The organism is Sinorhizobium sp. 7-81 (assembly GCF_030124405.1).
GTDB classification, from domain to species: Bacteria; Pseudomonadota; Alphaproteobacteria; order Rhizobiales; family Rhizobiaceae; genus Sinorhizobium; species Sinorhizobium psoraleae.
On the sequence record NZ_JASKLT010000019.1, the window covers coordinates 18,381 to 31,566 of the forward strand.

The 13,186-nt window shown below is 56.3% G+C and carries 10 protein-coding genes and 5 pseudogenes; 4 read left to right on the forward strand and 11 right to left on the reverse strand.

All coding sequences use genetic code 11. The annotated features are described in order from the left end of the window. Nucleotides 1-86: 86 nt before the first annotated feature. Nucleotides 87-566, reverse strand: a pseudogene (locus QN224_RS29985) (SOS response-associated peptidase family protein); the annotation flags it as partial. Here QN224_RS29985 and QN224_RS29990 point away from each other — a divergent pair. Beyond that, nucleotides 532-1,183 (forward strand): annotated as a pseudogene (locus QN224_RS29990) (DUF2726 domain-containing protein). The pseudogenes QN224_RS29985 and QN224_RS29990 overlap by 35 nt on opposite strands. Before the next feature lie 4 nt (nucleotides 1,184-1,187). Here QN224_RS29990 and QN224_RS29995 read toward each other — a convergent pair. Continuing rightward, nucleotides 1,188-1,268: pseudogene (locus QN224_RS29995) on the reverse strand (DUF3606 domain-containing protein); the annotation flags it as partial. A gap of 479 nt (nucleotides 1,269-1,747) precedes the next feature. Between QN224_RS29995 and QN224_RS30000 the strand changes: the two are divergent. Both QN224_RS30000 and QN224_RS30005 read left to right on the forward strand, forming a co-directional pair. Next, entirely contained in the window at nucleotides 1,748-2,689 is a 942-nt protein-coding gene (locus QN224_RS30000; protein WP_283979648.1) for a hypothetical protein, read from the forward strand. A 131-nt stretch (nucleotides 2,690-2,820) separates the two neighbouring features. After that, nucleotides 2,821-4,101, forward strand: a complete 1,281-nt coding sequence (locus tag QN224_RS30005) for an acetyl-CoA carboxylase biotin carboxylase subunit family protein (RefSeq protein ID WP_283979649.1) — start codon at nucleotides 2,821-2,823, stop codon at nucleotides 4,099-4,101. Nucleotides 4,102-4,900: 799 nt separating this feature from the next. Here QN224_RS30005 and QN224_RS30010 read toward each other — a convergent pair. The 5 genes and pseudogenes from QN224_RS30010 to QN224_RS30030 form a co-directional block, all read right to left on the reverse strand. Then, the gene (locus QN224_RS30010; protein WP_283979650.1) at nucleotides 4,901-6,163 is read right to left on the reverse strand and encodes a D-amino acid dehydrogenase; all 1,263 of its coding nucleotides are present in this window, start codon (nucleotides 6,161-6,163) and stop codon (nucleotides 4,901-4,903) included. Between the two features lie 456 nt (nucleotides 6,164-6,619). Beyond that, nucleotides 6,620-7,129 (reverse strand): annotated as a pseudogene (locus QN224_RS30015) (IS701 family transposase); the annotation flags it as partial. A 415-nt stretch (nucleotides 7,130-7,544) separates the two neighbouring features. After that, nucleotides 7,545-8,387, reverse strand: a complete 843-nt coding sequence (locus tag QN224_RS30020; protein ID WP_283979651.1) for an IclR family transcriptional regulator C-terminal domain-containing protein — start codon at nucleotides 8,385-8,387, stop codon at nucleotides 7,545-7,547. A gap of 49 nt (nucleotides 8,388-8,436) precedes the next feature. Further along, nucleotides 8,437-8,859 (reverse strand): hypothetical protein, encoded by a 423-nt coding sequence (locus QN224_RS30025; protein ID WP_283979652.1) that lies wholly within the window; start codon nucleotides 8,857-8,859, stop codon nucleotides 8,437-8,439. Between the two features lie 171 nt (nucleotides 8,860-9,030). Then, the gene (locus QN224_RS30030; protein WP_283979653.1) at nucleotides 9,031-10,170 is read right to left on the reverse strand and encodes a KamA family radical SAM protein; all 1,140 of its coding nucleotides are present in this window, start codon (nucleotides 10,168-10,170) and stop codon (nucleotides 9,031-9,033) included. Between the two features lie 608 nt (nucleotides 10,171-10,778). On the opposite strand from QN224_RS30030, the gene QN224_RS34140 reads away from it, so the two are divergent. Continuing rightward, nucleotides 10,779-10,949: a transposase gene (locus tag QN224_RS34140; RefSeq protein ID WP_369292621.1), complete on the forward strand. Its 171-nt coding sequence runs from the start codon at nucleotides 10,779-10,781 to the stop codon at nucleotides 10,947-10,949. Between the two features lie 27 nt (nucleotides 10,950-10,976). Here the strand turns inward: QN224_RS34140 and QN224_RS30035 are convergent, their stop codons facing one another. The 4 genes and pseudogenes from QN224_RS30035 to QN224_RS34145 all read right to left on the reverse strand — a co-directional run bounded on the left by QN224_RS30035 (nucleotide 10,977) and on the right by QN224_RS34145 (nucleotide 13,135). After that, on the reverse strand, nucleotides 10,977-11,543 hold the full coding sequence (locus QN224_RS30035; RefSeq protein WP_283979654.1) for a UPF0149 family protein: 567 nt from the start codon (nucleotides 11,541-11,543) through the stop codon (nucleotides 10,977-10,979). Then, nucleotides 11,540-12,316, reverse strand: a pseudogene (locus QN224_RS30040) (transposase); the annotation flags it as partial. The gene QN224_RS30035 and the pseudogene QN224_RS30040, both read right to left, overlap by 4 nt. 102 nt (nucleotides 12,317-12,418) lie before the next feature. Further along, nucleotides 12,419-12,760, reverse strand: a complete 342-nt coding sequence (locus QN224_RS30045; RefSeq protein ID WP_283979655.1) for a transposase — start codon at nucleotides 12,758-12,760, stop codon at nucleotides 12,419-12,421. 87 nt (nucleotides 12,761-12,847) lie between these two features. Further along, nucleotides 12,848-13,135: a Mur ligase domain-containing protein gene (locus tag QN224_RS34145; RefSeq protein ID WP_369292622.1), complete on the reverse strand. Its 288-nt coding sequence runs from the start codon at nucleotides 13,133-13,135 to the stop codon at nucleotides 12,848-12,850. Nucleotides 13,136-13,186 lie beyond the last annotated feature (51 nt).

A 13,186-nucleotide genomic window follows, 5' to 3' on the forward strand; every position in this document is an offset into this window, starting at 1 on the left:
CGTAGCGTTTAACCACTCATGCGGTGGATTGTGGCTCTAGCTGGCGACGCGCGATTGGCCAACCCCCTCCCCCTCCTCCTCCCGAATTAGAAAAGCGTCTGTTCTTCCGCACGCTCCAGCGGCAGCATCATCATCGCGTCCGTGGGGAGTGGCCTTTGCAGATGCTTGGCATCCTCCCACTCCGCAGTGAGCCAGAGTTCGACTTCGGCCGGTTCGGTCAGTATGACCGGCATGCCTTCGGGTGGATCGCTTCACAATCTTATTGTGCCTCGCAGGTGAGCAAACCGAATAGCTCGTGTTCGCCGGCGCGCGGATTCTTGATCGAGCCGCGCTCTCCCTTCCACGGCGTCCAGATCCCGGCAAAGAAGGCCAGCGGTTCGCTCTTATCGAGCCTAAACCAGCGCGCCGTCTTCCTCGGCTTCGTATCTTCAAGTTCACAGAATGCCGTCCAGGGCACGATGCAGCGATATTGCGGCGCCAGCCAGCGGCGCCAGTGCGGTGAATCGAATGTTGGTGACGCCGTAATCAGGTTTGCCCTTCGTGACGAAAGGCGGCGATGGCCTCCCCGCAGCTCTGTTCGTCGGCGTCATCGTTGGCATGGCCGTTGAGCAGCTCTTGGCGGCGATGCGGCAGCACGCATGACAGGCCAGGAATCAATCACGTTGGCAGGAAAACGTCGCGGCGCTAGCATCGCCGCTGGGCCATGGCTTCCGGCACTCGTTACGGAGCCGCCGAAAAAAATCGACGCTGCCAAACAGTTGCGGATCGTGATGGGCGCAAACTTCGATCCAGCCGTTCCTCAACAAGAGCGAGGCGCGCGTGTTCAAGGAACTCGACCGTATCGTCATTGGCTGCAACCCGACATGGCAGGTAATGGCCCAAGTCTCCATGGGCGAGATCATACGTAGCAAGGATTCGGTCGCGCATAGCTGCATCAATTCTAAACGCGTCGACCTGCTCCTGGTCGACGGGAACTCGGGAACTGCCAGCCTCGGCACGCCATCGAGTATCAGGGTGGGGCGCACCATCAGGCGCCGCGGCGGCGCGCGACGCCATCAACAAAGAGGCGCTTCGACGCGCGGGAATCGGCTATTACGAGGTCGTTGCAGGACATACGACCCCGGCTGAGCTTAGGCGGCTGATCGAAAAGCTGGTCGACAAGCCGACAAGCGGCCCGTCCTGAGTGCCTACTTCTTGCCGAGGTATTGCATTACCTTCTCACGGCTCGGCCCTGCCTCGCGGATCGCCTCGAGCGCCTTCTGGCGTGTCGTGGAGCAGTTTTTCAGGATCACAACCCGATGCGACAAGCGCCCGGAAAACTGCCTCGCCGCCGTACTGTGCTTCCGAGAGCGTATTAAGCATCTGATTCTTGGCATTTAGCATCGCACCAAAGTGCATGGTCTGAAACTCAGCCCATGACGAAAAAGCTGTCGTCTGGCGCGATGCTCTTATGTCACGCTCCTCGCCATCAGATGTCGAGTTTGTCGTGTCTGCGCGCACTGCGGTGCGGCTTAGTCTCCTGCAACACCGTCATAGGAGCTTGAATATAATTAAATTAATTCTTCTTCCGCTTAGACCAACCGAGTTGGCGCAAGGCTTGCATCCTTCATCGGTTGTAATACCGCAGCCGATCCCACTCGTCTGATACTGAACTCGAGGCGCCGGAGGACGATTTCTGGAGAACTCGATGTCGAGAACATCCCGTCGTCAATAGCCCGTGAGTTCAAATCAACTTCAGGAGGAACCGATGGGAAAACTTCTTGGCCTTTACGTTGACCACCGGATGACCTCGCCTGCTACAATGGCGCAGCATTCGGCGAAGATTAAACCAATTGCTCACGATCTCGCGAAAAGCGGAGTTCTCTTGGTCGCAACCTGCTTGCGAGTTGAGGTCTATGGTGAGGAGCCCGCAATCAGAAATCTCTCCCCCGCGATATTTTGTGAGCTTCCGTGCAATCGCATTGAAGGTTCGGGTCCTATTGCTCAACGTCTCGCCGAGATTGCCTCCGGCGCTCATTCCCAAATCCTTGGTGAGGCTTACATCAGCGACCAACTCGCGAAAGCAATTGAACTTCTTGATCCAAACCTCCCAATTTTCCATATCGCGCGACGAGCCGTTGATACGGGTCGTGGCTCGCGCGAGCGACAGCAGTTCATCGCATCATTCAATTACGACCAGATTGTCCGAGACATCATAGCTAGCAGATTTCGGGATGGAGCGACACCCAACCATCTCTACATGATCGGGGCGGGCATGCTTGGGCGCGAGTTGATCAGGAGCGGTGTGGGAGAGCGATTCCGTTCGACGGTAGTCGTGACGAGGAACCCCAAAAACCTTCGCAAACGTCTCCGCGCTTGGACCGACATAGAAGTCTTGCTCAAGCGCCCGGTGGAGGTTGGCACCGTACGTGAACCTTATTCAATTGTCGTAATCGCAACCGCTGACGTCAACGACGAATACCAGGGGATTCTTCAGCAAGCGCTTCTGCGGTTGGAGCCGCGTGCCGTAGTCGACATGTCGTCAATCCCAGTGCTGACCGACGCCGCCGTCGAGAAGCTCGATTATGTAACCATGTACGATGAAGAGTTTCTTCAATTCATTGCTCAGAACAATAAGCAACTCGCTTCGAAACTGCCGCGCTTGTGTTCGGATATTGAACAAAGACTCCTGATGGCGCAGTTGCCGTGACCAGACGTGGTAAACACTGCGCCGAAGGCAAAGCAGTCGAGCGCCTTCTTGGGCGGCATTATCGAATGACAAGTCGACACCAAATTCACCTTAAGACCACCCCCACCGCAAGTAAGGAAAGGCAACAGCCGATGCCAAGAAGAGCACTCATTCTCATTGAAGGTTCGAGGAGTAATGGTTTGCTATACTTCCAAGCGGCCCAGCGTCTTGGACTTCATCCAATTACCCTGGCGGCTGATCCAGCTCAGTACGACTATCTTGTGGCGGAAAGCGGTGAGGCTATCGGGGTCGATACTGACAATTTCGAGGCGCTGTTGCGCGAATGTCTCCGGCTGCGTGCGACCTATGAGATCGCTGGTATCACTGGTTTTACAACCCGCGGGGAGTCGGTCTATGCGACCGTCGGCAAGCTTTGCCGGCACTTCGGTCTACCGGGACCGAATCCGGTGTCCGTTGAACGGTGCTGTGACAAATTTGCCCAACGCCAGCTCCTCGCCCGGGCCGGCGTTCCAGTGCCTTCTTTTCGCTTGGCAGCGAATGCGACGGACGTGGAAAGCGCTGCCGCGAAGATAGGCCTTCCGGTGATTGTTAAGCCCGCAGTGGGTAACGGCAGCAGCGGTGTTCGTTTGTGCCGCGATGCGGATGAGTTAGCCGAACATACGACCTATCTGCTGGGCGAGAAGAACCCGTGGCGGTCTTCGCCAAACATACTGGTCGAAGAATTTGCACTAGGCTCATTCTATGACGTCGTTACGATGGGGAACTCGGTTGTTGCCGTCGGTGCCGCAGACTTCGGCTGCCCACCGCATTTCGTCCCTTGCCAGAGCATGTTTCCGGCCAAGCTAACTGAAAAGGAGCATAAGCGTATTGAGGATGTTTCGCTGAACTGCTTGCGAGCTCTAGACCTTGGCTGGGGACCCGCAAATATTGAGTTCCGATGGACGGAACGTGGCCCAGTCGTAATGGAAGTTAATGCGCGTCTTCCGGGTTGGACCACACCTCGGCTGGTTCAACTTGCGTACGGTGTAGATATCATCAACGAGCACATCAAGCTTGTGATCGGCAACGAGTGCAATTTGCGCACAACGCATTCGCACGCTGCGGTCGCGCGGTTCCTCGTTCCTGATCGCGACGGTATCCTCGCTCCGGTCGACGGCACTAGTCGGGCGGCTGCTGTACCGGGTGTCGTGGAAGTCAGATTTTATGTTGAACCTGGGACCCGAATCATCCGGAAAGGCGATTATTTAGACATTATCGGACATGTCATTGCCGCTTCGCCCACACGCACTCGGGCCGAGGCCGTACTTCAGCGTGCCACCGACCTGATCGATTGGTCGATCACGCCATTTCAGCCCCCGAGCGAACCGGGACGGTCGGGGACTGCTTTCTTAGCCGCGCCAGATAAGAGCTGATCGAAAGCGTCGGCCATCCGTTGAACTAGAACACGCCCGGTGAAGCTTGCGGGCGTGGCAGGCCCCGTTCAAATCGATCTGCCGCGGCGCTGCAAATCAATGTCGCTCAGCCAGTCGAGCATGAGGATCGAACGCTCGAGACGGGGACCTCTCTGAGCACCAATTCATGGCCGTTCTAAACGCGGATAGGCGCCGAATTTTCGAAGAATCTCACCTCGGGCCTCGGGGCCAATGCTTGCGGCGAGTCTGAAAATATCAGGCCAATTTTCACGGGTTTGTACGACGCATGCCGCCAAGGTGGGACGCGTCGAGAGTGGTAACAGCAATGGATCTTGCTCAGAAATTCCGGCCGGTCGAGGAGTAAGCACCCGGCAAAGGTCGCTGCCTGAAGGACTTCAGGCAGCGACCTTTGCCGGGTGCTTACGACCGTTCGATAGCAATAACAAGAGCTGTTCGGATGTTGGAGTTCGGAGAAGTGCTATTGTGGCTGGCAAAGGAGGGCAAATAATAGGCGGATCCGTGGTTCCGTTTTTCGGATCGAGAACAGGTTCGAACGGCATTGAAGGCTTTTAAGGCGCATCATAACGCAGATCTGAGCGTCGGATCACCAAGTCAACCAGCCGTGGGTTGATGCGATTTGCTCGCGTGATGTGGACCAATGGTCAGAAGCGAGCAGGTAACCTCGACTCCGCTTATCCGGAGTCGAACTCGGCCCAGATTTGCCGCTCGCTACCTAGCCGCTCAGCCAATCGTACTCTTCACGCCAACCCGCGATGGGCGATGGAGAACACCTGCTTGATCAGAGGGCATAATCTCTTGGGTTGACGCGATTGTTCAACACGCGACCATGGGTGACGAAATCCGCCGCGAGCTTTGCCGAGCCACAAGACATTGTCCATCCAAGGGGTCCATGACCGGTGTTGAGGAAGAGATTGCTATACGGCGTTGGGCCGACAAGAGGGGGGCCGCCGGGTGTCATAGGCCGCAGGCCCGACCAATTCAACGCTGCTTCAATGTCGACGTGCGACACCATCGCTGGCAATATCTTGAGGATGTCGTTGAGCACGCGACGGCCCTCTTTGGCGTCAGTATGCGTGTTATATCTGGCAAACTCAGCTTTGCCGCCCATCCGCAAGCGGTCTCCCATCGGGACCATCATCGCGTGATAGCCGTCGTCCATGACCGGGCGTGTCGGTCCCCCGTTCCAGCCGTTAAGTGGCAAGGTTACAGAGTATCCTTTGACTGGAATAATCGGCAGATTGATGCCGAGGGGACGGGCGAGAATGGGACTATAGCTTCCAAGCGACAGCACATAAGCATCAGCATGAATATCGCCTTTAGAGGTTCGTACATGCGATATTCGTGACGAAGAACCTTTGACTATCTCCAACACGCTGGTGTTCATCATGAATTGAGCGCCCAGTGACGTTGCAAGGCGCGCCATCTCGTTCGTAAACTTGTGCGCGTCACCGCTTTCATCGTCGGGAAAAAAGACAGCACCTACATAGCGGTCGATTACGTCTTTCAAACATGGCTCTTTCTCAAGAATTTGCCCTTGATCGAGCACTTCGAAATTGACGCCCCATTCCTGCATCTCGCGGCACATCTGGACGAACTCGGCCATGCGTCCACCGCGGGGAAAAACCCGCATTGTGCCGCGTGTCGTCTGATCGTAATCGAGGGCTGAAGTCTCGCGAATATTCCGCAATGTCTGCAAACTCAGACTAGCGATTCTGATATTTGCGATCATATTGGCTTTGTGACGCTCGTAAGTCGAATTTGCTAGAAACTTAAGGCCCCATCCAACGATCGACGGTACGGCGCTGGGGTTGATTTTCAGCGTCGAGTTGCTGTCGAACAGCATTTTCCAAAGCCGTTGTACTGTTCCTGGCGAGTTCCAAGGGCTGGAGTCGCTGGGCGTCATCAGTCCGCCGTTAGCGAAACTCGTTTCCATCCCTGGCTTATCACAGCGGTCTACGATGGTTACCCCGTGACCATCCTTGGCGAGCATGTAGGCTGTTGCGCTACCCACTACGCCCGCTCCAAGCACTGCAACTTTCATTCGACGTTACCCTCTATAATGTCGAGCAGGGTGGCCAAGACAAGCCTCCTCTGTATCATTATGTAATTCATTACATTGGAAAACAATACAAATCAAGAGGGTTATGATGGTGCAGGGCGATGGCGGCGGCCCAGGGCGAATCATCCAAGCCAGATCATTGCGGCAGCGAGTAAGGCAAAACCTTGAAGTAGGTGGCCGTCGATAAATAGTGGGGGATAAACGCTGGAAGCGGTCAAGCAGTGTTCGATTCGAGGCGGTATCGATTCGTTTCGTCCTCATGCGGAATGATGACCTTGCGCAAGCGGTTGAGGGAGTGATCGCTCTTGGTCTTCGTGGCGGCGATCGTCTCACGCAAGGCATTGCTGTCTTGGAGCAATGGTCCGGTCGAGGGCGAGATTGGCAAGCTAAAGAACGTCAAGCGCTCCATGTACGGGAAAGCTCGGATGGACCTTCTCCGAGCGCGATCTCCGGTTTGGTGCGAGAAAGGCGCATCTCCTCGGGAACACCAGCCTTAGCCATCCGATCCTGATCGCTGGTCCAACTCTCGGGCAGGAACAGCCGTAAGCCCACTGGGACGGGAACCTCGTCGCGGGCCAGCATCAACGACACCAGCGTCTGGCAATTGGCGCGCTTACCGAGCATCGACGCATACTGTGGCGCGACCCCAACAGAATGGTCGCCCTTCTTCGGCAGGCCTGTGTCGTCGATCATTAGAAAAGCATCTGTGCCCCCGACAATCTTGTCGGCCTGCACGGCCAATTCCGCCTCGAGTGGACCGGTATCCCAAATGCCGTCCGAGATGAAATGATGCAGGCGATCATAGTGATCGGGTGCAAGGCGTTCGGCCATCGGTTCAATGCTCTTGCGATCGCCCGGACCGATCAGGCCCGAAATATAAACCGGGCACATCTGCCGCCGCTTCTTATGATCAAGCTTCTCAACGAACGGCTTTAGCCAATCCGCCAGTGCAGTGCAACATCCTGCTCTGCCATCCCTGCACCCCTGTTAAAGGGTCAAAGATGGCCAATCATCGTTAACCACGGGTTAATCTGCCAAAGTAGTGCTAGTGCGACGGCTGGACGCACAGTATCAAGTTCGAACGCACCTTCCCCGAAATCGCCTCGCAGACGCTCCTTCCGGGCGCCGCCCTCACGAGGATATCGGCGCGATCCATACGTCTATCAGGAGTTCCGCGAGCCTCTCGCCCATCACCGTTGAGCGGCACGCCGAACTCGCCGGATGATGGAGCAGCAAAGATTACGGGCTTGACGAGGCCAACTTCGCCTCCAAAGTCATCGAAGATTTGTCCAGGAATGGGCCCGCAAATCACGTCCAAGAATCTGAACCTTCAGACTGGGCTTTCGCCGAATGCTTACTTTGATCATGGTCGCCGATAGTGCAAAGCAACCTTGGACAGTTGTCGCGCTGTCTCAATTGCTATTGGGCTGAGTTCCGCCTCGACCTTTTGAACCGTCCACCGCGCCGGAGATGCCACGATGGTAACAGCAGCTACGACCTCATGGTCGTAGCCTAAAACCGGCGCAGCCGTTGAAATGTCCCCAAGGTTCGCCTTCTGACTGACTACGGCAAAACCTTTCGCACGTATTTTTCCCAATTCCGCGAGCAACGCACTTGGGTCCGTTACGCCAGGTCCTACAAGTGCGGAAAGGTCTGAGGTCTCGACGATCTGGTCTGCCATTTTCGGATTGAGATAAGCTAGAATCACGCGGCCTGACGCTGTAGCGAGGGCAGGTAGACGAGTTCCGACCCCGACGTAAGAACTTACGATCCGCCGGCTAGGTACGCGCGAGATAAATACTACGTCAGTGCTGTCCAGTTCTGTGAGACCGACGGTCTCTTGGGATTGCCTGCTTGCCTCCAGCAAAAAGGGAAATGTTGCTTCAACCAGAGGATTGCTTCGCAGATAAGCATTCCCAATGTCCATCGCGCGTGACGAGAGGGCATACTGCCGCGTTATTTCGCTCTGAGTTAGATAACGTAGTGCGCGCAAGGTATAAAGTACACGCTGAGCCGCGCTCTTACTCAACCCAGACGCCGCTGTGACCTCTGTAAGAGTCATTGGCCGCGGATTGGCATAAAATGCATCAAGGACTACCATTCCTTTCTCGATAGTTCCCAAATAAAGCCGCTCATCGATCTGCGAATTATCGAATGTCCGGGGGGAGTGCTGCCGGCCGCCACCTTTGTTCCTGCTCTTGAGCATCCTCTTGCTCCTCACCTCGACTGCCCGATCCCTGCGCCGGATATGGAGTTCAATGAAGCTGCAAATCGAAATCTCCCATTGCGAGCTCCGGCTGCACGACCTCGAATTGGATTGTCACGCCGGCTCGCAGGCTGATTTCATCTACACAGTTCCCCACCACTTCGACGAGCTTTTCAAGCACAGTACAGGCTTCTCGCCTTTCTCTGGAGAGATCAAATTTTCCCAGGAGCAGCAACGCGCAATGCTTGTCGGGGCGGGCGCAGAAGATCAAAGCCGCGCCGCTGGCCTCGAGTTCTAGCACCAGGAATGCGTCGTCGGAGGCGACTCCGGGAAGCAACTCGTAGGTTCGACACAGCTTCGATCGGATTGAGGAATACTCCTCTGACGTTTCGATGACACCGGCAAGGGATAGGTACGGCAACCTCCTTGAGCTCCGCAGCCATACTTCAGTTCCGTCCGCTTTAAGAAACAATGACGATCTCCTTGGCATGTAAAAGTCATCAGATGGCGTCGCAAAACTTAGGCCTCTGCCTTGGCCTGTTAGCGCTGGGACCGCGCTTCAACATGGTGCAGAACACGTCCGGGTACGCCCCGCGCGTAGGATGACTGTTTGCAAGCAGTTCCCGCCTCGACTTTAAGGCGCTTAAGAAGGATCGAGACTGTCCGGGTCCTTCCAGGTCCTCCATTCATAGTTGCGAAGCACGATATAGCCGGGCCCGGTTCCTATCACGTAGTTGGGATTGAGTGGCGTTTTGCCGAGCGGGGTGCAGATTACATATTGTGGCACAGCAAAGCCCGTGGTGTGCCCACGCAAGTTCTCGATAATGTCAATGCCAACATCAATAGATGTTCGGAAGTGCTCAGCGCCACGCACCAAGTCGGCGTGGTACAAATAGTATGGTCGCACACGTGCAATAAGAAGTTTGTGGACCAAATCTTTCATAACCTCGACAGTATCGTTAATGCCTCTTAAGAGCACAGACTGATTGCCAACTGGCACTCCCGCTTCGAGCAACCGTTCGATGGCAATTTTCGCTTCAGCCGTGATCTCGTTGGGGTGATTAAAGTGAGTATTTATCCAGATGGGATGGTACTTTTTGACCATTTGGCAGAACTCGGGCGTGATCCGCTGTGGCATTGTCACGGGTGTTCGGGTACCCAGTCGAATGATCTGAATGTGCGGAAGTTGCCTGAGCCGTGATAGTACGTACTCTATCTTAGTGTCGGGAACGGTCAGCGGATCACCCCCGCTTAACAGTACGTCCCGGATCTCCGGCCGCTCGGCAATGTACGCTATGCCCTTGTCTATTAGAGTTCGATCAGTGACGATTGACTCTTGCCCAGCGTGAACCTTGCGCGAGCAGTGCCTGCAGTAGGTGGCACAAAAGTTTGTAAGATGGAAAAGTACGCGATCGGGATACCTGTGGACTATGCAGCTGACGTCGGTCTTCCCCTCCTTCCAAAGAGGGTTTTCGGAATCAACTGCTGATCGGTGGAAGGAGGGGAGCTGCTCAATATGGAAGAGGTCCTCAAGCTCCTGGATATTGGGGAGAGCTTGTAGGCGAACTGGATCGTTCCGATCCTCTTTGTTTATGAGCGAGAGGTAATACGGCGTCACCCGGAAACTATACCGCTCGCTCACCTGGTAGAAGGCCTCTTCTTCTTCAGGGCTGACGTTAATATGTTGCTTGAGCGCCTCGATTGTGGTGACGCTGTTGGCAAGTTGCCAACGCCAGTCATCCCAGGCGCTATTTGGTTTGTCAGTTGCGTTCGTGGTCAGCATGTCAGATCTCCGAATCGACTACTTTCTTGCGAGCGTTTTATGTGCAATCTCCCATTGTCATAGAAGCCACATCAACCAGAGGTACGTTCGAGGAGTCGGTGGATCGCCGATGTCCCTTTCCGTGGCGCGATCTCTGACATGTCTCTCTCCTACCTCGGTCCAATTACGCCCGGGACATTGATGCTGGTCGGCAACAACCGCTGCCTCGCGATGGGAAGTTCAAGGTTCATGCCAATTGGCTGCTTCTCACGAAGGAGCCGTTTCGCGTGCTTTTTCAGCTGTATGGCTTGGCGCAAAAAAGCGGTTGCTACACACAGTTGTGTCGCCGAACCGACATAGGCGACATAAGTACAGACATGCCTACGGACGGCGGATCACTGGCCGTATCTATATTCGGAGCCGCATTCGGTTTCAGTCCCTACTTTCCAAAACTGCCGATGGCCGGATCACCAGTTGTGTGTGGCTACGTCAGTTCGAAGCCCGCTTCAATTCCAACGATATGAATGAAGTCCTCGACGTAACGCTCCGGCGGGAGCCGCCTTTCGAAGTTCCGCGTGTCCCTTGAGTCGCGCTCTTAAGAGTGGACTTAAGAGCGCACTGAGCAATTCATGGGACATGCAGTTTTGCTGACGGGGCCAGAGCGGCGTCGGCGATGGTCATTGGAAGATCGCGCGCAGATACTGGCGGAGGCTTTCGCGCCCGGCGCGGTGGTTTCCGAAGTTGCACACCGCTTCGAGGTTTCGACTGTGAGCGCAACGAATGGCCCACGGCTTTCGTGATTGACTAAATAGGTTTCTGGCTCTCGGTCAGAACCTCTGCTTTGCCCGCTTCGGCATAAAATAGGTTCGGATATTGACGAGTGCTTCGGCGACCTCAGCAGCATCCTGGCGGGTCGCTTTCCGTTTTGCCTCGCCGAGCTTGCGGATGGGCGCGATGATATCGCCAGTGACGGCATGACCTCGAAGGACGGGCTGCCAAAGCTTGGGCGCGTACCTTGTTCCTAGCAGAAAGCAGAGGTCCCAATCGAATGGATCAAAGGTCTGATCATCGATCCTGGTGAACTTGGGCCGGTGGTCTTTGGGCGTTTCGGAAAGGCTGGCCGAGATGCGGTTATATTCCGCAACGATCGTCTGCACGGCCCGATGTTCGGTTGTTTCCATCGGCATATTCAAGGCCTCTGGGCCGGTCAGCTGCGGGATCCACTGACGTGGGTCGATGAACTTTGGGCCGATGATGAGAGCCGTGAGATAGCCATCGAGACCGCTCATCGACCAGATTGGCGATGCCGGACGGCGTGCCCTGATAAACGCCTCGAACGCCGCATCGTCAAGCTTCGGTCGTGCGGTCGTCGTCCCCTGGCTGTTGTGCGTCATGCCGCCCGTCGCTCCTGCTCTGTCATCGCCTCGCGTTCAGCCTTCCAGTTCCACGGCAAGAGACTCTCCATCTCGCTGGCTTTCACTTTGCCCGCGATGATGCGTTCCAGCACATCGGCAAGCCAGGCCTCGGGGTCCACACCATTCAGTTTGCAGGTGTTGACGAGCGATGCGAGGACCGCGAAGGTCTTGCCGCCGCGCTCGTTGCCCACGAACAACGAATTCTTCCTCGTCAGGGCCACGGATTTCATCGAACGCTCGACCACATTGGAGTCCACTTCGATCCGGCCATCCTCCAGGAAGGCTGCCAATCCGCTCCAGTGTCGACCGCCGGCGGCGCCCGGCCATTCCAGGGTCGGTCGTCGATCGCTTGCGCCCAGAGTTGGCAGAGCTTGGTGCGTTTGCGTCCCGGATCGAGCCGCGGAAGCGGCGTCTCGTCGCAAAACACCCTCGGCTGGGAGCGGATGAAGGCGGTGAGCGCATCATAGAGAAGCTCGAGCCACCAGGCGATCCGCGTCACCCAGGCGCCGAGCGTGCCGCGATCGATGATCACGCCGCAAGAGGCAAGCATCTGTGCCTGGCGATGCAGCGGCAGATGCCAGGCAAACTTCGAAACGGCGACATGGGCTGCAAACGCCGTAGTCACCATGCCGATCCATTACGCGCGGCGGCGCGGGCGCCTGCACAATGACGCTTTCGCAGGCCCGACATGCGTAGCGCGGCCGGATCGTCCGTTTGACCCGGACGACCGCCGGCACGATGTCGAGCGCTTCACACACCATGACGCTTGAGCCACGCCATATCCCACAATTGGCCATGGCATCAGCGTTTTTACACAGCCTGGATCCACACCCGCACCCCGGAACTGATCGGAATCATTTGAGCGCTCGCATGACCGCGGCCGCCAGCTCCGATTGCGCTGCAGTGCCAATTTTCACCTTCACGCCATTCGGGAAGTCTACGGACATGGCCGGTTCGACCGCATCGCTGCTGGCAAAGTCAACGAGCTTGGCCGGTGCGAAGGCGGGGTCCGCCTCCTGTACCAAGGCTGCTTGCCGCCGCCAGGTGTAGATCAGGCCAGTCGAAACCTCGAAGCGGTGTGCAACTTCGGAAACCACCGCGCCGGGCGCGAAAGCCTCCGCCAGTATCTGCGCGCGATCTTCCAATGACCATCGCCGACGCCGCTCTGGCCCCGTCAGCAAAACTGCATGTCCCATGAATTGCTCAGTGCGCTCTTAAGTCCACTCTTAAGAGCGCGACTCAAGGGACACGCGGAACTTCGAAAGGCGGCTCCCGCCGGAGCGTTACGAACGGTCCTCAATCTCGATGGCTCCAGGCGCAGCCTCTATGATCGCTGATCTAATCTGCTCTGGTCTTTTGGCTGAAATTACAGACGCCGCACCTCGTATGCTTGCCTTGTGAATATAGTGAGCGCCATCGACGTTCGATCCGCGCAAAGCCACGAAAAGCGTCCCGGATTTTACCGTACGGGTCGTAGACAGTCCGTCAATCTCAATATCCCGGTCGTTTCCGCCATCGGATGGGCGACCTCCGGGAATTCTCCGGCAACCACATCTCTTAACTTCATACATTATTGCCCTGGACGGAGATCCGCAGTTGATCCGGTGCCGGCGGCTCCTCGC

Coding starts and splice junctions, on each gene's coding strand:
- QN224_RS30000 (WP_283979648.1), top strand. CDS start 1,748: ATGGGAAAACTTCTTGGCCTTTACGTTGACCACCGGATGACCTCGCCT.
- QN224_RS30005 (WP_283979649.1), top strand. CDS start 2,821: ATGCCAAGAAGAGCACTCATTCTCATTGAAGGTTCGAGGAGTAATGGT.
- QN224_RS30010 (WP_283979650.1), bottom strand. CDS start 6,163: ATGAAAGTTGCAGTGCTTGGAGCGGGCGTAGTGGGTAGCGCAACAGCC.
- QN224_RS30020 (WP_283979651.1), bottom strand. CDS start 8,387: ATGCTCAAGAGCAGGAACAAAGGTGGCGGCCGGCAGCACTCCCCCCGG.
- QN224_RS30030 (WP_283979653.1), bottom strand. CDS start 10,170: ATGCTGACCACGAACGCAACTGACAAACCAAATAGCGCCTGGGATGAC.
- QN224_RS34140 (WP_369292621.1), top strand. CDS start 10,779: ATGGGACATGCAGTTTTGCTGACGGGGCCAGAGCGGCGTCGGCGATGG.
- QN224_RS30035 (WP_283979654.1), bottom strand. CDS start 11,543: ATGACGCACAACAGCCAGGGGACGACGACCGCACGACCGAAGCTTGAC.
- QN224_RS30045 (WP_283979655.1), bottom strand. CDS start 12,760: ATGGGACATGCAGTTTTGCTGACGGGGCCAGAGCGGCGTCGGCGATGG.
- QN224_RS34145 (WP_369292622.1), bottom strand. CDS start 13,135: ATGTATGAAGTTAAGAGATGTGGTTGCCGGAGAATTCCCGGAGGTCGC.